Source organism: Methanofollis sp. (assembly GCF_028702905.1).
GTDB lineage: Archaea > Halobacteriota > Methanomicrobia > Methanomicrobiales > Methanofollaceae > Methanofollis.
Window position 1 is genome coordinate 1 of sequence record NZ_JAQVNX010000034.1, and the last position, 20,327, is coordinate 20,327.

20 protein-coding genes are annotated in these 20,327 nt (G+C 57.5%); 15 read left to right on the plus strand and 5 right to left on the minus strand.

From position 1 onward, the window contains the following. Positions 1–1,398: 1,398 nt before the first annotated feature. Positions 1,399–2,100, minus strand: coding sequence for a KaiC domain-containing protein (locus PHP59_RS05885; RefSeq protein ID WP_300165007.1), 702 nt, complete (start codon positions 2,098–2,100; stop codon positions 1,399–1,401). After that, positions 2,100–2,918, minus strand: coding sequence for an ATPase domain-containing protein (locus PHP59_RS05890; RefSeq protein ID WP_300165009.1), 819 nt, complete (start codon positions 2,916–2,918; stop codon positions 2,100–2,102). Before PHP59_RS05890 ends, PHP59_RS05885 begins: the two co-directional genes overlap by 1 nt. 224 nt (positions 2,919–3,142) lie before the next feature. Here PHP59_RS05890 and PHP59_RS05895 point away from each other — a divergent pair, with 224 nt between their 5' ends. The 14 genes from PHP59_RS05895 to PHP59_RS05960 all read left to right on the plus strand — a co-directional run bounded on the left by PHP59_RS05895 (position 3,143) and on the right by PHP59_RS05960 (position 17,046). Continuing rightward, complete coding sequence (locus PHP59_RS05895; protein ID WP_366943731.1) at positions 3,143–4,639, plus strand: type II/IV secretion system ATPase subunit; 1,497 nt, start codon at positions 3,143–3,145, stop codon at positions 4,637–4,639. Beyond that, complete coding sequence (locus PHP59_RS05900; protein ID WP_300165014.1) at positions 4,636–6,570, plus strand: type II secretion system F family protein; 1,935 nt, start codon at positions 4,636–4,638, stop codon at positions 6,568–6,570. Before PHP59_RS05895 ends, PHP59_RS05900 begins: the two co-directional genes overlap by 4 nt. 72 nt (positions 6,571–6,642) lie before the next feature. After that, the gene (locus tag PHP59_RS05905) at positions 6,643–6,795 is read left to right on the plus strand and encodes a hypothetical protein (RefSeq protein ID WP_300165016.1); all 153 of its coding nucleotides are present in this window, start codon (positions 6,643–6,645) and stop codon (positions 6,793–6,795) included. Continuing rightward, complete coding sequence (locus PHP59_RS05910) at positions 6,792–7,271, plus strand: alpha/beta hydrolase (RefSeq protein WP_300165018.1); 480 nt, start codon at positions 6,792–6,794, stop codon at positions 7,269–7,271. The genes PHP59_RS05905 and PHP59_RS05910 overlap by 4 nt, the downstream gene beginning before the upstream one ends. 57 nt (positions 7,272–7,328) lie before the next feature. Beyond that, on the plus strand, positions 7,329–7,658 hold the full coding sequence (locus PHP59_RS05915; protein ID WP_300165020.1) for an ATPase: 330 nt from the start codon (positions 7,329–7,331) through the stop codon (positions 7,656–7,658). A 40-nt stretch (positions 7,659–7,698) separates the two neighbouring features. After that, entirely contained in the window at positions 7,699–9,621 is a 1,923-nt protein-coding gene (locus tag PHP59_RS05920) for a V-type ATP synthase subunit I (RefSeq protein ID WP_366943732.1), read from the plus strand. Between the two features lie 3 nt (positions 9,622–9,624). Then, positions 9,625–9,882, plus strand: a complete 258-nt coding sequence (locus PHP59_RS05925; protein WP_067046496.1) for an ATPase — start codon at positions 9,625–9,627, stop codon at positions 9,880–9,882. 25 nt (positions 9,883–9,907) lie between these two features. Further along, the gene (locus tag PHP59_RS05930) at positions 9,908–10,486 is read left to right on the plus strand and encodes a V-type ATP synthase subunit E family protein (protein WP_067046493.1); all 579 of its coding nucleotides are present in this window, start codon (positions 9,908–9,910) and stop codon (positions 10,484–10,486) included. A 12-nt stretch (positions 10,487–10,498) separates the two neighbouring features. Continuing rightward, the gene (locus PHP59_RS05935; RefSeq protein WP_300165026.1) at positions 10,499–11,554 is read left to right on the plus strand and encodes a V-type ATP synthase subunit C; all 1,056 of its coding nucleotides are present in this window, start codon (positions 10,499–10,501) and stop codon (positions 11,552–11,554) included. Between the two features lie 2 nt (positions 11,555–11,556). After that, positions 11,557–11,859, plus strand: coding sequence for a V-type ATP synthase subunit F (locus tag PHP59_RS05940; RefSeq protein ID WP_067046487.1), 303 nt, complete (start codon positions 11,557–11,559; stop codon positions 11,857–11,859). Then, on the plus strand, positions 11,850–13,622 hold the full coding sequence (locus PHP59_RS05945; RefSeq protein ID WP_300165029.1) for an ATP synthase subunit A: 1,773 nt from the start codon (positions 11,850–11,852) through the stop codon (positions 13,620–13,622). The genes PHP59_RS05940 and PHP59_RS05945 overlap by 10 nt, the downstream gene beginning before the upstream one ends. Continuing rightward, the gene (locus PHP59_RS05950) at positions 13,619–15,013 is read left to right on the plus strand and encodes an ATP synthase subunit B (protein ID WP_300165031.1); all 1,395 of its coding nucleotides are present in this window, start codon (positions 13,619–13,621) and stop codon (positions 15,011–15,013) included. The genes PHP59_RS05945 and PHP59_RS05950 overlap by 4 nt, the downstream gene beginning before the upstream one ends. Before the next feature lie 6 nt (positions 15,014–15,019). After that, positions 15,020–15,667 (plus strand): V-type ATP synthase subunit D, encoded by a 648-nt coding sequence (locus PHP59_RS05955; protein WP_300165033.1) that lies wholly within the window; start codon positions 15,020–15,022, stop codon positions 15,665–15,667. 164 nt (positions 15,668–15,831) lie between these two features. Further along, positions 15,832–17,046 carry a phosphoglycerate kinase gene (locus tag PHP59_RS05960; RefSeq protein ID WP_300165035.1) on the plus strand — a complete coding sequence of 405 codons (1,215 nt, stop codon included), beginning with the start codon at positions 15,832–15,834 and terminating at the stop codon, positions 17,044–17,046. Positions 17,047–17,057: 11 nt separating this feature from the next. Here PHP59_RS05960 and PHP59_RS05965 read toward each other — a convergent pair whose 3' ends face one another. Further along, entirely contained in the window at positions 17,058–17,882 is an 825-nt protein-coding gene (locus PHP59_RS05965; RefSeq protein ID WP_300165037.1) for a hypothetical protein, read from the minus strand. Next, positions 17,879–18,694: a DUF488 family protein gene (locus tag PHP59_RS05970; protein ID WP_300165039.1), complete on the minus strand. Its 816-nt coding sequence runs from the start codon at positions 18,692–18,694 to the stop codon at positions 17,879–17,881. Before PHP59_RS05970 ends, PHP59_RS05965 begins: the two co-directional genes overlap by 4 nt. 210 nt (positions 18,695–18,904) lie before the next feature. On the opposite strand from PHP59_RS05970, the gene PHP59_RS05975 reads away from it, so the two are divergent. Further along, positions 18,905–19,645, plus strand: coding sequence for a hypothetical protein (locus PHP59_RS05975; RefSeq protein WP_300165041.1), 741 nt, complete (start codon positions 18,905–18,907; stop codon positions 19,643–19,645). 324 nt (positions 19,646–19,969) lie between these two features. Here PHP59_RS05975 and PHP59_RS12685 read toward each other — a convergent pair whose 3' ends face one another. Then, positions 19,970–20,305 carry a glycine zipper domain-containing protein gene (locus PHP59_RS12685; protein WP_366943733.1) on the minus strand — a complete coding sequence of 112 codons (336 nt, stop codon included), beginning with the start codon at positions 20,303–20,305 and terminating at the stop codon, positions 19,970–19,972. Positions 20,306–20,327 lie beyond the last annotated feature (22 nt).

Sequence of the window (20,327 nt, forward strand, 5' to 3'; positions counted from 1 at the left end):
TCTCCGGGGATGCGTCCTGATTATTCTGTTCATGAGAGTATTTTGAGCGTACTCCGGGCTCCGGGGAATCGCTCATGAGTCGTGAACACGCCTCAGGCATTCAGGCATACCGCATGAAATGTTTTTCATGGTAAATCTGCTTGGGAGAACCGGTGCCGGGGGGTTTCACTCGAAAACCAGAGATTTTCTCAAGGTCGCTATCGCCCCCTCCCCCCGGTCTCGAAAGCCGGAGGCTTTCTCCTGCTCGCTAAAGCTCGCACCCCCATCATTACGATAGGAGGGTGGATGGCAGACTCCTTCACGATCGAATCTGCCCTTCCCGGGTTCTATCCTGTTTTCGGGGGTCCAGGGGCTGCGAATGGAATGAGCACAAGAAAATCTCTGATTTTCGGCGCCAGTCCCCCGGTGGAGAATGCGGGGAAGGCGGGGGGTTTGCACCCTTCGCCAGAGAATCCGGGGGAACATCCACCTGAACATGAGCTTTTTCCATAGTCAAATGAGCACGAGTTTTGGGATAACGGCTCTGTAGAATCGGGCATGAACCCCTGGCTCACGCATACGTGATGAAAATTTCTCGTTGCAGTTCTCCTGAGTGCGGAGGGATACTTGATTCCTCTCCTTGCAACATGGCACCTGAAGGATACTGTTCAATTGCCGCCCCTTGGCTATCTTCATCCGTGGGGGATCCGGGGGGCAACGCCCCCCGGTGCGAGACGGCGGTGAAGATTCTGCGGTCGGGGCGGCACGCCTGATCATCAACCCTTCCCACATCTTCACGCCGGGGGCAGCGCCCCCGGACCCCCGGGACGAAGATAGGGGCGGGAAGGCAGAGAGCCTGATCGTTCTGAGGACGGTTTTGTTCTCCGCATATCAGGTATGAGAGAAATCTGTGTGTTCAAATTCTCATCCATAACTCCAGAATTGAACGTCTGGATCATTTTCATGGTAAACCTCCATACTAGGGCCGATGTATTCCTGATCCCATGAAGAGATACGCGGATCCACTGCTTCCCTCACGATCTGGCCGGGGGACTACGCCCCCAGACCCCCGCTCAGGATTGGACATCAAATGGGCAAATCCTGCATTTTGAAGAGGAGATTGCCCTCCCTCCCCTATCCTAATGGTAGGGGGTCTGGGGGGCGGCAGCCCCCCGGAACCAGCACACAAGAACAGGATGTCTCCAGTTATCACTCCAAGAAGTACTCACACGCGAGGGTTTCTACAGAGCCGGGATAACCTCAATCTCTGATTTTCGATGTGCGAACGGAGTGAGCTAGAGAAAATCGTAGATTTTCGAGCAGTCCCCCGGCGGAGAGTGCGGGAAGGGGAGGGATCTGCACTGCTCGTCATGGAATTGGAGGGAGATATCGATCCGGGAATAAGAGATTCAAGACCCCTCAAAACACATTCGCTTCCGAGTACACCTGCACCCTGTCGCGCTGGATCTCGTACGGCTTGATCTCGCGCGAGTGGTTCGAGCCCCGCATCTTCACGACCTCGGCCGCCGGGTGGACCTCGGAGATCGAGGACGGCCGCACGTACCGCAGGAGGATGACGGTGTCGACCATATACTCGATGAGGGCGTACTTGCTCGCGTAGGGATTGTCCTGGCTCGTCTCGGAGGTGAGGATGAGGGTGCATGCCTCGTCCCGCATCATCTCGACAAACCTGAAGAGTTCGTGCCGCCGCGTCGCCTCGTCGGTGAAGAGGCCCTCGAAGAGAGATATCGGGTCGATGACGACCCGTGTCGCCCCGACCTGTCTGATAAGTCTTGGAAGCTCGTTTTTTATCTGGTTGACCGCGACCGTAAAGTCTGTCGGGTCGAGCTTGATCACGAAGAGGGACGAGTCCCTGTAGGTGTCCAGGTCCCATCCCTTCCTCTCGATATCCCTGTAGATCATCTCGGCCCTTTCGTCGAGGGAGATGAAGACCGCCTTCTCCCCCTGCTTCAGCCCTTCATAGACGAACTGGAGGGCGAACGTCGTCTTTCCCGTACCATATGTCCCGACGATGGCGCAGACGCTTCTGTCGAGGAGGCCGCCGTCGAGCATCGCATCGAGCCCCTCGATCCCGAACATGACCCTCGCTTCCTCCTCCATTATATGACCACCCTGATGTTGGAGACCTCGAAGCCGTTCCCTGCCGTGATCCGTATCGCAAACTTCACCAGGTTCCGCTCCTCCAGATGGGGCATCACGCCCCTGAACTTCTGGATAGACATCGTCCTCTGCCGCCGCATCCCCTGCGTCTCCTCCCATGCAAAGAGAAAGACCGCATCCGCGCAGTCCTGGATCTCGGTCTCCTGCAGGGGAGGGAGGACGCCGCGGGTGAGGGGGAGGTAGACCACCGACCCCCACCGTTTCGCAACTCTCTGGAGGCCCCGCAGGAAACCACTGAAGGCCTCCCAGCGCTCGCCAGTCCCGGCCTGGGCGGCGAGGTCGGTGAGGGAGTCGATGATGATCACGCTCTGCTGCTCTGCCCCGGAGAGGACGGCCGAAAGTTCGGTGAGGAGGCTTTCCCGCCGCGTATGCCTCTGCATCCGGGAGAGCACGTCGCCCTGCGAGTACCACTCCGGGGGCACGGCGCTTGCGTCGAAATAGACCTCTGAGAGATCCTCGAAATGGACGCCTCCCTCAAGGAGAGGATACATCTCAGGACTCACCGAGAGTGCTGCCTCGGCGAGGACGTCCTCCTTGAGCCGCGTCATCGTGATGTAGAGAACCTCACGGGGCGCCGGGCTCAGGCCCTCGCGTTTCATCCGGGCGAGGGCGATCGCCGCGGTGCGGACGAAGTCGCTCCCCCCTGCCCCGATCTCGCTGAGGAGCAGGACCATCGACCCCGGGGGGACGCCGCCGTCAAGGACAGGGTCGAGGGATCCGATCCCGGTGGGGATTCTCTGGTCGACTCGTGCCTCCATATCATGCGAAGGTTCGTTCGCCGTGCTATAAAAGAGTAGCAGATAGGGGTACACTTTGTGCCAGACGACCTCACCCGCGCCTGACCGAAAAAGTAGAGATAAATAGGATCTTCGATCTACCCTTCAGCATCACGGAGTCAGCCATGCATCTGCCGTTTTTTAAGAAAGGGTCGGGAGGCCCGGAAACTGTTCTGGAGTACGATCCGGGAACAGATCCCGCTCTTGTGGAAGCCGAGATTCCGAAAGGCCTGGACCCTGTCGAGCAGTACTGGTTGGAGGAGGGCCGGTCCCTCGTCGCCATCGTCCGGGACAGGCAGAGCGGGCAGGCTGAATACCATCTCTTCGAGCCCGTCCTCTCGAAATTTGAATACGAAATCCTCGAGCGGCTGTATGAGGACCTGCGTGACGTCCTTATCCTCTCCGAGGAGGAGATGGTGGCCGACCGTCGCCGGGTCCTCCTCAGCCGGACGCATGCCCTCATCGGGGAGTATGGGGTCTCCCTGGACCGCCGGGCCCTCGCAAAGGTCGAGTATTACCTGGTGCGGGACTTCCTGGGCTGGTCCCGCCTGGACGGGCTGATGAAGGATCCGGATATCGAGGACATCTCCTGCGACGGCGTCGGCGTCCCTGTCTTCCTGTATCACCGGCGGCACAAGAACATCAGGACGAACCTTGTCTTTGCCGAGGAGGAACTGGACTCCCTTGCCATTTCGCTGGCCCAGCGCTCGGGCAAGCACGTCTCTGTAGGAAGCCCGGTCGTGGACGCCACCCTCCCGGACGGTTCCCGTCTCCAGCTCACCTTCGGACGCGAGGTCTCGACGCGGGGCACCTCCTTCACGGTCAGGAAGTTCCGGGCCGAACCCTTCACGCCCATCGAACTCCTCGACCTCGGCACCTTCTCCGCGGAAGAACTCGCCTATTTCTGGACGGCGATCGAGAACAACAAGAGTCTTCTCTTTATCGGCGGGACGGCGAGCGGAAAGACCTCATCCCTCAACGCCGTCTCCCTCTTCATCCCGCCCCTCGCGAAGGTCATCTCCATCGAGGACACGCGGGAGATCACACTCTTCCATGAGAACTGGGTCGCCTCGGTGACCCGGGACACCCTCTCGGGCGAGGAATCCTCATCCATATCGATGTTCGATCTTCTCAAGGCGGCGATGCGCCAGAGGCCCGAGTATATCCTTGTCGGCGAGGTGCGGGGCGAGGAGGCGCAGACCCTCTTTCAGGCGATGAACACCGGGCACACCACATTCTCCACCATGCATGCCGGGACCGTCGACGCCGCCATCCACCGTCTCGAAAACGAACCCCTGAACGTCCCGAGGAACATGGTCCAGGCCCTCGACATCGTCAGTGTTCAGGCGCTCATCTACCGTGGGACCGAAAGGGTGCGGCGCTGCCAGGAGATCGTGGAAGTCGCGGGCGTGGACCCCGGCACCGGGAACCTCAGGGTGAACACGGTCTTTGCGTACGACCCTGTGCGCGACACGATGGAATATACGGGTCGGTCCCTGGTGTACGCCCGCGTCATCGAGACGCGGGGCTGGGACACCGGGAGGCTTGAGGCCGATATCATGGAACGGATCCATGTCCTTGAAGCGATGAAGGCGCAGGGGATCGTCGATTACCGCCGTGTCTCCCGGATCGTCCAGGCCTTCGCCACAAACCGCACCGCCGTCCTCGACCATCTTGACAACCTCTCCGGGCTGTTCCCATGACCCCGGCGCCCGGCATCGGCCGGCGGGTCGCCGGCGCCCTGATCAGGCGGGACCCGGTGAAGTACGGCAACATCAGGCAGGACCTGATCTCGGCTCGCATGGGCATCACAGTCAGGGCCTATGTGCAGAGGGCCCTCCTCATCTCCCTCTGTGCCGGACTGTTCTGCGGCATCGTTGCATTCATCCTCTCGGGTATGGCAGTCCTCCCGGTCGGCGAGGGTATTGTCAACCTCCTCTCCATTCCCCTGCCCGACGTTGGCAGCGGCACGCTCCTCTGGTACCTCCTGCGCGTCCTTGCCTTTTTTGTCGGCGTCCTGATCGGCGGCATGCTCGCCTATGCCCTCCTCCTCAGGTACCCCGCGGTCGAGAAGAGCAACAGGGCAACGAAGATCAACCTCTCCCTGCACAACGCCGTCTCGTACATCTATGCGATGCGCCGGGGCGGCGCCGAGGTGATGGAGATCTTCCGGTCCCTCTCGGAGAACGCCGGGATATATGGAGAGAGCGCCCTGGAGTTCAGGCAGGTGGTGCGGGACACAGACTACTTCGGCTCAGACGTCTTCACCGCCATCAGGCACCTGGCCCGGACGACGCCCTCGGTGAAGATGAAGGAGTTCCTGGAGAACTTCCTCTCTGTCGTCGAGAGCGGGGGGAACCTCTCCGCCTACCTGGAGACGCAGGTGCGGATCTTCCAGGACGAGGCGAGGTTCGAGCAGAAACAGTTCATCGCCACCCTTGAGTTCGTCGGTGAGGCCTATGTGACCGTCTTTGTGGCCGGTCCCCTCTTCCTCGTCATCGTGATGGTGGTGATGGGGCTGGTCGGCGGGTCGGCGGTCACCCAGTTGTCCCTCATCACATACGTGCTCATCCCGATAGGTTCCCTGATCATGCTCCTCTTCGTCGACCTCATCTCGGTCAGGGAGGACGTGCCCGAACGCTACACCCGCGTGAAGGTGCTCGACCACTTTAAAGATATCGGGGTTGTCGGGGAAGAGGATGAAGAACCGCTGTTTGCGCAGATGGCACATTACGACCGGGTCCGGGGGTTCAGGGCCTTTCTGCGCGACCCCTTCCGTGCCTTTATCCTCGACGCCAGGCTGACCTTCCTCGTCTCCGTCCCTGCCGCACTGGTCTATCTCGGCGCCGTCCTCCTCTCCCTGCCGCCAGGCCTGCCGGTCGAGACAGCCATCGCCCTGGTGGACGACCATGTGGTCATCGCCATCATTGCCGTCCTTGTTCCCTATGCGGTCTTCTACGGCCTCTGGAACAGGAAGGTAAGGGGCATCGAGGCCGGGGTGCCGGAGTTTCTCTCCAGGATGGCAGGGATGAACCAGGTCGGGCTGACCCTCGCCCGGGCACTCGTCATCCTGGTGCGGACCAACCTCGGCGTCCTCTCGTACGAGATCGGGCGGATCAACCGGGACGTTGCCTGGGGCGCCAGCGTCTCCGATGCGCTCGTCCGTTTTGAGAGGCGGGTGCGGACCCCGGCCGTCTCCCGGTCTGTCACCCTCATCACGACAGCAACGCGGATGAGCGGGAACATCTCGGAGATCCTCACCATCGCGGCAAAAGACGCCCGGATGTCGTCGGTGCTCAGGGAGGAACGGTCCTCGGCGATGCTCCTCTACCTTGCGGTCATCTACCTTGCCTTCTTCGTCTTCATCTTCGTCGTCGTCGTCATCGCCTCCCAGTTCCTCCCTGTCCTCGGCGATGTGGCAGCCTCGGCGGGTGAGATGGAGGGGGTGCTGCCGGGGTTCGGCACCGCCGCCCTCCTCCCTTTCGAGCGCCTCCTCTACCATGTCTGCCTCGTTCAGGCAGTCTTCTCCGGTCTTGTCGCCGGGAAGATGGGCGAGGGCTCGGTGCGGGCCGGCGTGAAGCATGCCTCTGTGATGCTTGTCGTCGCGCTCGCCGCCTTCAACCTGCTGGTATGAGGTCGGCGTGTTGCCCGCGGCCCCTCCTGAAAAAACCAATATTTTTTATATTCGGGAAATGATCTCACCTGTATGTGCTCTATCGGCGGAGGCACGGATATCGAACTGGAGGAGCGGGTGAAGGGAAAGACCTACAAATGCAGGGAATGCGGAGAACACTTCAAAACGGTCGGAAAACACCCGGTCTGCCCCTGCTGCCAGTCGGAGGACGTCGAGCAGACATGATCCTCCACCCGGGTGAGGACGAGCTCGTCCTTATCAGGGCTCCCTCATCTTCTTTTCTCCTTGCAGGCCGTGCACGCGACCGCTTTGCCCTCGTCGTCGACACGGTGGACGACGAGTACTGCGAACCGGTCAGGCCCGGCGACCTCGTCTGCGTCTCGGCCCCAGAGGGGGGTTCGGTGCGTGCTGCGGCGATGCTTCTTCTCCTTGTCCGCGACCACCACTATCCGGTCGTCGCCCTTCCGAAGGGCCACCCCGGTGTGAAACGCATCCCCATGGTCGTCTCGGCCGCCCCGGAGATCACCCTCTCCTGCGGGATTGTGCGGGGCACCCACCCCGACCAGTGCCTCCTCTGTTCAGGGGCAGACCTTGCGGGTCTTGTCCTCCGGGGTGGGAAGGATTCTGTCACGCTTGAAGGCTTTTCTCCGGGGTGCACGATCTCCTATATATGTGTGAACCGTGCTCTGGTGGATGAATAACAACAAATATAAAGGTAATTTCCATCAAATATGTGTAGGCCGTGAGAGGAGGGTTGGATGAAGAGTGAGGTTTTAAAGAGCATCAAGCAGGCAGAAGAAGAGTATACGTCAATGGTCAGCACCGCTCGGCTTGAGCAGAAGCAGAAGCTTGCGGATGCGAGAGCGGAGGCCGAACACATCGTTGAGAAGGCCGCCGCCGATGCAGAGGCATACAAAAAATCGCGTCTCGCTGATGCCGGGACCACGGCCGCCAGAAAGCGTGCCGACATCCTGAAAAACGGTGAACAGCGGGCAGCGAAGCTCAAAGCGGACAGCCTTGCGAATCTTGATAAGGCGGTCGAGTTGCTCGTCTCGCGTTTCAAGGAGCAGCTGCATGTTTCAGCCTGAACGGATGAGTCGTATCCTGGTTGCAGGATCCAGAGACCAGATGGATACGATCATCCGGGAGCTGTACCACCAGAATGCTTTTCATATTGAAGATTTTGTCGAGAAGGAAGACGAGGCCTACGAGGGTTTCAAGATCGGCATGCCCCTTGCGGAAGCAAGCACGGCGTCTACCGAACTGATCAAGATCCGGTCTATGGAGAATATCTTCGGGATCAGTCCCGACGCTCTCCCGGCGACCAGAAAAGAAAAAACCCCCGCAATGAAGGCCGAAGTCGACCGGAAACTTGCCGCATTCGTCAGGGATGTCGAGGATCTCACTGCACAGCGGTCCAGACTTGAGGCACAGGTGAAGACTATCGAGGGGCGTGTTGCCGCACTCGAACCCTTCGCCGCTGTTCCTCTTGATATGGACCTTTATCACGGCTATGAAGGACTATCCGTCTTTGCAGGATACGTCGAGTCAGACGTCGAGATCCCGGTCCCCCACGAGAAACATTTCGTCCCTGCCGGCAAGGGCGGGCAAAACTTCATTGTCGTCTTTGTCCCTGCACCAGATGCGGACGCGGCTGACCGCGCCCTGCTCGAAGCAAAGTTCCAGTCGGTCCCCATTCCCGAAGGCGCAGGCCCTGTCAAGGACCTGATCTACGATGCCCGGGGAAAAACCGCCGGTCTCAACGAAGAGATCACGAAGATCGCCCGGAACTTTGAGGAAAAGAAGAAAGAATACGGTGAATTCCTCGTTGCATACGACGAATACTTCACGGCCGTCGTGGAGCAAGCGGAGGCCCCGCTGCGGTTTGCAACAACGGAAGACGCCTTTGTGGCAGAAGGCTGGGTGCCGTCGGAGCGGGTCGAGGCGATCAAAGCAGCACTCACCCATGCGACCGCCGGCAAGGTCTATGTCACCGAGCTCGAAACCGGCGACGACCCGCTGGCCGTCCCTGTCGAGTACGACAACCCAAAGTTTTCGCACCCGACCGAGCTCTTTATGGACATCTACGCGCGCCCGCGCTATGACGAGTTCGACCCGACGCTTCTCCTTTCGATCGTCTTCCCGATCTTTTTCGGTCTGATCCTGGGAGATGTCGGCTACGGTGTCGTGCTCCTTGCGATGTCCTATGGCCTGCGGCGTATCTTTACGTCCGATGGCTGGACCCGGTTGCTGGACATCCTGCGGAACGCATCGGCGGTGAGCATCATCTTCGGTGTGCTCTTCAGTGAGTTCTTCGGGACCTCTCTACCCTGGGAACCGATCATCTATTCCAGACACCTGAATATCGGCGGGCATGCGGTCCATCACCCGATGGTTGCCGAACTGCTGATAGTCTCGGTCTGGATCGGTCTGTTGCATATCTCCCTTGGGCGTCTTCTCCATGTGAGAAACCTCAGGCGTGCGATGCACCAGGACGCCCACGTCACGAAGGAGATCCTCGGCCAGTTCGGCTGGCTCTCCACGATGTGGGGTATCGTCATCACAATCTGGTCGATGTTCCCGATCCCGTTGATGTTCGACCTCACCGGTTTTGCACCGGTGGCAATGGGTCTGAACGCCGCGGGCATCTTCGGTGCCGTCCTTATCCTGCTCGGTATCGTCCTGATCGGTCAGGAGTCCCCCCTCGAACTGATGGAGCTCCCGACGATCATCAGTCACGTTCTCTCGTACACCCGTCTGGTTGCGGTCGGTCTCTCGTCGGTCGCGATCGCGATGGTTACAAATTTCATCGCGATCGACCTGATCATCGACCCGCAGCTCGAATCACTCACCATTGTGGGAGTGGTCATTGTCCTGATAGGTCTTGTCGTCCTGCTCCTTGGCCATACGCTCAATATCGCACTCGGCATTCTGGGCGGCGGCCTGCACTCTATCAGGTTGCACTATGTTGAGTTCTTCACCAAGTTCTACAATGGTGGAGGAAAGAAGTACAATCCTTTTGGCATGAAGAGAAAGTTTACGGAGGAATAAACTATGGCAGATCCAGTTGTTGCTGAAATGACTCTCGAAATGATTCAGGCATCGCAGATGGGACTTAAGGCAGTCGGCGCAGGCCTCGCTGTCGGCCTTGCCGGTGTAGGTACCGGTCTTGGTGAGATGGGCATCGGTGCCGCCGCCATGGGCGCGACCGCCGAGAACAAGGACATGTTCGGTCTTGCACTGCTCTTCACCGTTATCCCCGAGACTATCGTCATCTTCGGTCTTGTCGTTGCTCTGCTGCTGCTCTTCTAAACACGAAGTGAACACGGAGTGAATGATGGGACTGGAAGCTGTCGTTGGAGATATCAAGGAAAAAGGCCGGAAAGGGGCAGCGCAGATCCAGGCAGAGACTGATGCAGAGGTCAGGCGCATCCTGAGCGAAGCGCAGGAGCGTGCGGCGTCGATCAAGCAGCAGGCCGAGGAAGAAGTGGAGCGAGACGTCCAGCGTATCATTACCCAGGAAGTCTCGGCCGCAAACCTCTCGGTCAAGCGTGAAGTGCTCAACGCCGAGAAAGACACCCTCTCCAGAGTCCACGAGGCCACGATTGCCCGGATTGGCGATCTGCCTGCAGACTTCCATGCGCAGGCCCTCCGCGCCCTCCTTCCCCTGGCGGCTGAAGCCCTCGGGGGCGGCGTGGTGTACTGCAATGCCCGTGATATCCCAACCGTAAAAGAGGTCCTTGCCGAGAGCAAGGACCTGTCAGGCTTCTCGGTCGGCGAACCCGTCTCCATTGAAGGCGGGATCGTCGTCGAGAGCGCCGACGGCCGGATGAAGATCGATTATACGTACCGCACGTTCCTGGAGACGGTATGGGAGTCAGGGCTCAAGGATGCGTCTGATATCCTGTTCCCCTGAGGAGGATAGGGCATGGCTGACGTAGGGGGTCCTGCCCCATACATTTACGTCTCCACGCGCATGCGTGTGCGCAAGGCAAAGTTGATCCCGCGGGAAGAGTACCTGCGGATGCTCAACATGAGCCTGCCCGAGATCACCAGGTTCATCGGCGAGACCGAGTACAAGAAGGAGATCGACGAACTCGGTTCGTCCTTCTCCGGCATCAACCTCATTGAGGTCGGCCTCTCCTGGAACCTTGCAAAGGAGTATCAGGAGATCCTGAAGATCACCCCGTCCGGACTGATCCGGTTCGTGCAGAGTTACCTGCGCCGGTGGGATATCCAGAATGTCCTGACCATCCTCAGAGGAAAGGTTCAGGGCGTGAAGGCCGGGAAGATCAAGGAAGTCCTCATCCCCGCGGGTGAGCTTGATAAGAACGTCCTCGATCGGCTCCTTGTCGAAGACTCCCCCGAGAGGATCGTGGAGTCTCTCAAGGACCGGCGCCTGGGTTCTGTGCTCTCTGCCGGTCTTCACGAGGCTCTGGAGACAGGCTCTTTTGCGAAGCTCGAGAACGAGCTCTACAAGCAGTTCTATGTCCAGATGATCTCGGACGCGAAGGGCGGCATCAAGGGCGGCAACGTCTTCCTGAACTATATCCAGATGGAGATAGATCTCAGGAACCTGATGAACCTCTTCCGTTTCCGCGCCGCACATGCAGGCGAGGAGATCAGGGATCTGCTCGTCCCGGGCGGCAAGGCCTTCACGGTTGACGAACTGATGCGGATGAGCACGATCGAGAGCCTTGACGAATTCGTCGACGCCGCGAAGAAGAAGACGCGGGACCCCGAACTCGTCGCAGTCTTCGACGAACTCCAGCAGCAGCGTTCGATCCACGAGATCGAGGTCATGCTGACGAAGTTCGAGCTCAAGCAGATGGAAAGGCTCTCCAAGCTCTATGCCTTCTCGGTTCTTCCGATCCTTGCCTACCTTGAGATGAAGAAGTACGAGGTTGCAAACCTCCGTGCCATTGCCCGGGGGAAGGAGTACAACCTGCCGAATGAACGCATTCAGAGTTACCTGGTGATGTAAGAATGGAGATTGCAGTTATCGGAAGCAATGAGTTCGTCATCGGGTTCAGGCTTGCGGGCATTCAGAAGACAATCGCCGCGGAAAGCGACGATGCCCTGAAAAACGCCATCCACAACGTCCTTTCGGACGGGTCGGTGGGCATCCTGGTGCTGAGTGGCAGCGATATGAACAGGCTCCCCCTGCGCCTCCGGAGCCAGCTTGAGGAGTCCGTGAGGCCGACAGTGATAGCGGTCGGTGAGGAAGAGGGAGGCCTCTCCATGCGGGAGAGAATAAAGAGATCGGTCGGTGTTGATCTGTGGAAGTAAAAGCAGCGTCAAAGACAGGCACTTCGACAGGAGTGCTCAAGAGAATTTCAGGCCCGGTCGTCACGGCCGTCGGTCTCGACGCCCACATGTTCGATGTGGTCAAGGTCGGGAACGAGGAGCTGATGGGCGAGGTCATCAAGATCTCGGGTGAGAACGTCATCATCCAGGTCTATGAGGCCACCGACGGCATCCGGCCAGGCGAACCGGTGGTGAACACTGGCATGCCGCTCGCGGTCGAGCTCGGCCCTGGTCTGCTGAAGAGCATCTACGACGGCATTCAGAGGCCGCTCGAAGTGCTCATGGAAAAGATGGGCAGCTTCATTGAGCGCGGTGTGACCGCACCCGGCCTCGACAGAAGCACGAAGTGGGACTTTGTCCCGGTCGTGAAGGCCGGCGACCGCGTCGTGCCCGGTATGGTCATCGGCACGGTCCAGGAGACCACGTCGATCCTCCACAAGATCATGGTCCCGCCCAACATGAAGGGCGGCGTGGTCAAGAGCATCAAGGGCGGGTCTTTCACCGTCGAAGAGACGGTCTGTGTCCTTGAGGACGGCTCAGAGATCCAGCTGATGCAGAAGTGGCCGGTCCGTGTCCCGCGGCCGGTGACCGAGAAGATGAACCCGGACATCCCGCTCGTTACCGGGCAGAGGATTCTCGACGGGCTCTTCCCGATCGCCAAGGGCGGCACCGCCGCAATTCCGGGCCCCTTCGGCTCGGGAAAGACTGTCACCCAGCAGCAGCTTGCAAAGTGGTCTGACGCCCAGATCGTGGTCTACATCGGCTGCGGCGAGCGCGGCAACGAGATGACCGAGGTGCTGACCGAGTTCCCGGAGCTCGAGGACCCGAAGTCGGGCAGGCCGCTGATGGAGCGGACCATCCTGATCGCGAACACCTCGAACATGCCCGTGGCAGCCCGTGAAGCGTCCGTGTACACCGGTATCACCCTTGCCGAGTACTTCCGTGACCAGGGCTACGATGTCTCCCTGATGGCCGACTCCACCTCCCGGTGGGCAGAGGCAATGCGTGAGATCTCCTCCCGGCTCGAAGAGATGCCTGGTGAGGAAGGCTACCCTGCATACCTTGCAGCCCGCCTCTCTGAGTTCTACGAGCGTGCCGGCCGTGTGACGACCCTCAACAACCTTGAAGGCTCGGTCACGGTCATCGGTGCGGTTTCACCACCGGGCGGCGACTTCTCGGAGCCGGTCACCCAGAACACCCTCCGTATCGTGAAGGTCTTCTGGGCACTCGACGCCAAGCTCTCGCAGCGCCGTCACTTCCCCGCGATCAACTGGCTCAACTCGTACTCCCTGTACCTCGACGTCCTGAACGAGTGGTACGACAAGAACATCTCGCCAGAGTGGAACCCCCTCCGCAGATGGGCGATGAATGTCCTGCAGAAGGAGTCTGAACTCCAGGAGATCGTGCAGCTCGTCGGTTCCGACGCCCTCCCCGAGGAGGAGCAGATCACCATCGAGGTCGCCCGTATGCTCCGTGAGATCTTCCTGCAGCAGAACGCCTTCGACGCTGTCGACACCTACTGCTCCCTCGAAAAGCAGCTCGACATCCTCAAGGCGATCCGCGCCTATGCCGACCTCTCCTCCGCGGCCCACGCCGCCGGTGTGATGCCGTCCCAGATCCTCGGCATCAAGGCGAAGAACGACCTGCCGCAGATCAAGTTCGTCCAGGACTACAAGCCTGAACTCGAGCGGATCCTGAAGGCAATGAAGGACGAATTCTCCGGACTGAAGGCGGGAATGGCATGAAGGAATACAGAACGATCAAGCAGATTGCAGGCCCGCTGGTCTTCGTCGAGAAGACCGAGCCGGTCGGCTATAATGAGCTTGTGAACATCGTCCTCTCGGACGGCACCATCAAGCGCGGCCAGGTGCTCGACACCTCCGACGACCTCGTGGTCGTCCAGTGTTTCGAGACCACTGCGGGTATCGGCCGTGACTCCGGCGTCAGGTTCCTTGGCGAGACGATCAAGATGCCGGTCGCAAAGGAGATGCTCGGCCGTATCCTCTCCGGCGGCGGCAAGCCCATCGACGGCGGCCCTGAGATCGTGCCCGAGAAGAGGCTCGACATCACGGGCGCCGCGATCAACCCGTACGCCCGTGCGTCCCCGGCCGATTTCATCCAGACGGGTATCTCGACCATTGACGGCACGAACACTCTTGTGCGCGGCCAGAAGCTCCCGATCTTCTCGGGCGCAGGTCTCCCGCACAATGATGTTGCCCTGCAGATCGCCCGTCAGGCACGGGTGCCGGGCTCCACCGAGGAGTTCGCCGTCGTCTTCGCTGCGATGGGTATCACGAAGGAAGAGGCCAACCACTTCATGGCCGACTTCGAGAGGACCGGCGCCCTTGAGAGGGCCGTCGTCTTCCTGAACCTTGCAGACGACCCGGCCGTCGAGCGTATCATCACCCCGCGTCTTGCACTGACGACCGCGGAGTACCTGGCGTACGAACTCGGTTACCATGTGCTCGTCATTCTCACTGATATGACGAACTACTGCGAGGCCCTCCGTCAGATCGGTGCGGCCCGTGAAGAAGTGCCGGGCCGCCGCGGCTACCCGGGGTACATGTACACCGACCTTGCGTCGATCTACGAGCGTGCCGGCATTATCAAGGGCAAGAAGGGCTCTGTTACCCAGATCCCGATCCTCACGATGCCGGGCGACGATATCACCCACCCGATCCCCGACCTCACCGGGTACATTACCGAGGGTCAGATCGTGGTCTCCCGTGAGCTCCACCGCAAGGGTATCTACCCGCCGATCAACGTCCTCCCGTCCCTGTCCCGTCTGATGAACCTCGGTATCGGGAAGGGCCACACCCGGGAAGACCACAAGAAGGTCTCCGACCAGATGTACGCCGGTTATGCGGAAGGCAACGACCTCCGCGGCCTCGTGGCCATCGTCGGTAAGGAAGCCCTTTCCGAGCGTGACCGCGGCTTCCTGGAGTTCGCCGATCTCTTCGAGGGCAAGTTTGTCAGGCAGGGCCTTGACGAAAACCGGACGATCGAGGACACCCTTGATATCGGCTGGGAACTCCTTGCGACGCTGCCGGTCGAACAGCTGGTGCGGATCGACCGCGATCTGATCCAGAAGTTCCACCCGCTCTATCGCAAGGGTGCGAAAAAGGCAGAGGTGTAAGGTCCGATGGCGCTCAGAGATGTCAAGCCCACGAGGTCAGAGCTGATCAACATCAAGCGGAAGATCAAGCTCTCCGAGCGGGGCTATAACATCCTCAAGATGAAGCGCGACGGGCTGATCCTTGAGTTCTTCAAGGTGCTGAAAGAGGCGAAGGACACCCGGGGCGATCTGCTGCGCAAGTACCAGCACGCCCAGGAGATGATCGCCCTTGCAAACACGGTCGAAGGGACGATAGGGGTGAAGGCTGCGGCGTTCTCCGTTAAGGAGAACCCGGAGATCACCCTCAAGTCCAAGAACATCATGGGAGTCGTCGTCCCCCAGATCGAGGCATCGAAGGTGAGAAAGAGCCTTGTCGAGCGTGGCTACGGTGTGCTCGGGACCCGGTCGGTCATCGACGAGACTGCCGAGGCCTACGAGGAGCTTGTCGAGGCGATCCTCGAGAGCGCCGAGATCGAGACGACGATGAAGCGCCTGCTTGATGAGATCGACCACACCAAGAGGCGTGTAAACGCCCTTGAATTCAAGGTGATCCCTGAACTGAAGGCCGCCGCCGCCTTTATCAAGATGCGGCTCGACGAGATGGAGCGCGAAGAGCTCTTCCGTCTCAAGAAGATCAAGGCAAAGACCGCGGCGAAGGCTGCGGAATCGGCCTGATCCTTTTTTTTGTTCCTGCCCCGGTGACATGCGTCCCTGAAGGCGCGGTCTGTGCTTTTCTTTGCTGACGAATGGGTTCGTGCCGATACGGACGAAAACCAATATCATTTTATCCGCCCAACAGATACGGGGACATAATAATCCCTATGGTGGCAGGTTATCTCATGACAATAGGAACCCTCTCTGAACTCGATCCCTCTGGAAAGACGGTCCTTCTCCGCCTGGACCTGAACTCTCCCATCGACCCGGCTTCGAACCAGATCCTGGACGACAAACGGTTCCGTGAGCACCTGCCCACGATCCGGCATCTGGAGGACTCCAGGGTCGTCATCCTCACCCACCAGAGCAGGCCGGGCAAGAAGGACTTCACGACCCTTCAGGTCCATGCGGAGAAGCTCGGGCACATGCTTGGCCGGCCTGTCGGGTATGTCGACGATATCTTTGGACGAGCGGCGCGGGAGGCGGTCTCCTCCCTCCATGCCGGCGAGGTGCTGATGCTTGAGAATGTCAGGTTCAATGCCGAAGAGAACCTGACTCTGGCACCCGAGGCAGCGAAAGGTACTCATATCGTCCGTAGACTCGCTGCGATGGGCGATGTCTTCGTGAACGATGCCTTTGGCACTGCCCACCGTTCACAGCCGACCGTGGTCGGCCTGCCCATGCTGATGCGGTCGTCGGCCGGTCTCCTGATGGAGCGCGAGGTCTCGAACCTCTCCCGGGTCTTCACCGGGGCGCCGCGGCCGGTGACTTTTGTCCTCGGGGGGACGAAGGTGGACGACTCCATCGCCGTGGCAGAGAACGTGCTTGAGAATGGTATTGCCGACCGTGTCATTGTCATCGGCGTGGTGGCGAATGTCTTTTTGATCGCCGCCGGCTACGACATCGGGAAACCGTCCAAGGATCTTGTCGCCCAGTTGAAGTATACGGCCGAGATCGAGAGGGCGAAGACCATCCTCTCCCGTTTCGGCGACAGGATCCTCTTCCCCGACCAGGTCGCGGTGCGGGAGGCGAATGCCCGCGCCGAGTACCCGGTCGACCGTATCCCGGCCGACGCCCCGGTGATGGACATCGGTTCTGACGCCCTTCAGACTGTCTGCGATGCGATCCGGTCCTCGGGGACGGTCGTACTGAACGGCCCCGCGGGTGTCTTCGAGGACGCCGCCTTTGCCGTCGGCACGTTCGAGATCCTGAGGACTTCGTCGAAGGTGCCCTTCTCCGTCGTCGGCGGCGGGCACACGGCCGCGGTGATCGAGAAGATGGGGCTCGAGTCGGCCTTCACCCATATCTCCACCGGCGGCGGGGCATGCATCGAGTTCCTGACCGGCAAGAAACTCCCCGCGATCGATGCCCTGGAAAGGTCGCAGGGGATCTTCAAATAAAGGGGTGGAGATCACATCCATCTGTTTAATGTCACATTGCCATTATTTTTTATTTCAGTTACATTTTTCAGAGGATAGTATAACCCTATGATCATCCATGTTGGATACTGGGAATACATGCCCATAATAAAATAGAGATCATGTCTCCGAAGCATGTTTTCATAGTATTTTTGATACAATTTCTGCCACAAAATTTCTGTGCTCTGATATCTTGGGCCCCACCTTCTATATGATTCCATTAATTCCCAATCTTCACATTGAATGTCATGAGATTTTTTTGTTTCTTGGCATCCTTCGCACTTAAATTTGTATTTAAATATGTGGGGTATTTTTTCAAATATGGGGATCCTCGATCCGTCGAACATTTCTTGATAATTGTTGGATTTAGGGTAAATTTTCAGTTCATTATTATGATAGAATTCTAGAATCTCTTTTGGCTTGATCATTCCCAATGATGTTTTATCGTCGCGATATGCTTCGTATAATGATTCTATTGATTTGGAAATATGTTGTTGTATAATCTTATGCCGCTCTGTCCAATTTGCTTTTGGATCTGTTAAACTTGTATCTATGATTCTTATCGAATCTTCCCGAACTCTATAACTTTCTTTTCGTTTTAGTTTTTCATTCGTTGCTTTCTGGCACTCCACATCAATCCAATAGAATTTTTTTATCTTTTTTTCTCCAACAAATCTATTTACGGTTATTGGATATAATCGGATCCAGTCCCCTTCATCAGTAATCCCTGCTGTGCAAACCAGGTGATTATTATATTTTGTACTTTTTTCTGGATATGCTTTCACTACAACAAGTACTTTTTTTCTTTCCCACGTCATAGATCTTCAACCACTATCCCCCCCTTCCGAAGTTCTTCTGCAATTACCCCTCGATGGCATTTTTTTGGATCCGCTTCAAAGCACAACAATGCCACTTTTTCTTTCTTTGATAATTTTTTCAGGTGTTCTAACTCTTCCTTTTTTGAAATTAGGTGTGTCGAGTATTCCATAAATAACTTTTTATAATCTTGTTCAGTTTTAAGATCCTTTCTTTTTTCTGACCCTATTCCTAACTCGGGCATGTGAACGTACTTTATCCCCATTTTTTCAAGATATGATACTAATTTGTTCATTGTGAATCCATATTTCATACTGAAGGGGTTTCTACGCACGTCGATCACTAAAGTAATCTTGTTTTTTACCAAATCATACAAAAATTGGTCAATGTCCTTGCCTTCATATCCAATGGTACTCATACCTGTTTCGTTTCTCTCGTAGTCTTGCAGTTTCTTGTATTCACTTAAAATGGTATATTCTGGATAATTATTGTATATTTCGTCAATATAATTCTCATTTGTGAATACTTTATCCTTGTAATTTTCAATTATCCTTTCTAAATATGGATCCGGGTGGGGAAAATCACAATTCCTTAATATCACATCTTTTTCTTCTTGATACACGTATCCTTCTTTTTCTAAATGTAGTAAATCATGGTACATTTGAAAGGAATAGGGTCCCCACCTGTATGGGACAAAATTATATGCTCTTGTTCTTTGTGAAATTAGGAACATTGTTTTAACCAATCTTAGTCGTGTTGTACGTCCACAGATGCTTATAAGATATAACAACTGTTTCTCATTTTTTCTAAGCATTAATTCACATCCTTTGATATCAGTATTTATACATTTGGTGGGGCGGGTGTTAGTGATTATTGTGCCTTATTTCTATTCCCCTTATTGGATTATTTACTGATGGGGATTAGCCACATTTTTCAGGGCCTGAAGCCCTTCTTTTTTCAGCCCCGCGGGAAGGGATATATGCCAGCAGGCATATGTCCACGGTGATCGGCCGGGGGGTATGTCATGAGAGAGTTGAGCGGGAGGGTCGCCGTATTGTGTGCGGTTCTCTGTATCCTGCAGGCCGCCGTTCTTGCAGGGGCGGCGGCCGATGTCACTGTCAGTACTCATGTGACTATCGTCACCGATACCGATGTTGTTCCCCCCTCTACTGGCGGTGGTGGGAATGGGGGCTCTTCTGGTGGGGATGGCGGAGGGAGCGGAGGTTCGTCGGGTAGTGGCCAGACCGCCCCTCCTGTCGGTGATGCAGACGGGAATGTCACGGCAGATGAGGATGTGTCTATCAGGGAGACCGGGAGCGGCGATGCATCTTTTCCCGCGGTTCCTCTGAAAGGCCCTGGCCTCCAGGACGGGAACCTGACCTGTCTTGCCTGTGAGGGGGAAGCGGTGGTGGGAAATGTCCTGAGGATCGCCGGTGTCTTTCAAAACCCGGGCCCTGCCGACACGAATGCAACTCTTGTGGGCAATGTATTCAGGAGTGGTGCATTTGTTGGCGTTATCGACGGTGAGACGCGGGCGGTTATGGCAGGGACCGAAGAAAACCTGTCCATGAACTTTACTCCCCGGGAACCGGGGGATTATCTGGTCCGCGCCCATGTGGTGTACGGCGGGAAGATGACCGGGGTCTCGGATGTGTCCTTCCCTGTCACGGATGGGGGTACGGTTCCTTTTATCTTCCCCTTTGTCGGTGCGGCTCTTCTTGTTGCTGTCTCTGCGGCCGTCAGGTGGCAGAGGCGGAACTCCTGACACCCTTTTTGGTTAAATCCTGTTTTATCTCTTTTATGGTGTAGTGCCGCTGCATATGGCTCTGGTCTGGAGTCCAGCGCATCATGGCGTCGCTGTCTCCTGAGGGACAGGGGATAGAATTATATTGTGGAAATTATATCGTCTGGCGCGATGCGCCGGTGCGGTTACCGGTCGTCGCAGGAGTATGGTCATGGGCAGGCGGGTTCTGGAGATTTTTGTGCTTGGTGTTGTCTTTCTTGTCGTTATATCCCCTCTGGTGGCTGGTGCCGATCTGGATATGTCGGTAATGAGGGGGTCTTTTCCCGGTGACGGGGTCTCTCCTTTTCATCCGGAGAGGGATATCCCGCTTATGAAACCGGGACCGAAGTTCGACTTTCCCGATGACTCTCTCGATGACTTTCCCGATGACATGATCGACGATCTGACCGATGAACTGACCGATGAACTGACCGATGAACTGACCGATGAACTGACCGATGAACTGACCGATGAACTGACCGATGAACTGACCGATGAACTGACCGATGAACTGATCGAAGATCCGACCACCGATCCGACGACCGACCCGACGACCGATCCGACGACCGATCCGACGACCGATCCGACGACCGATCCGACGACCGATCCGACGACCGATCCGACGACCGACCCGACGACCAATCCGACGACCGATCCGACGACC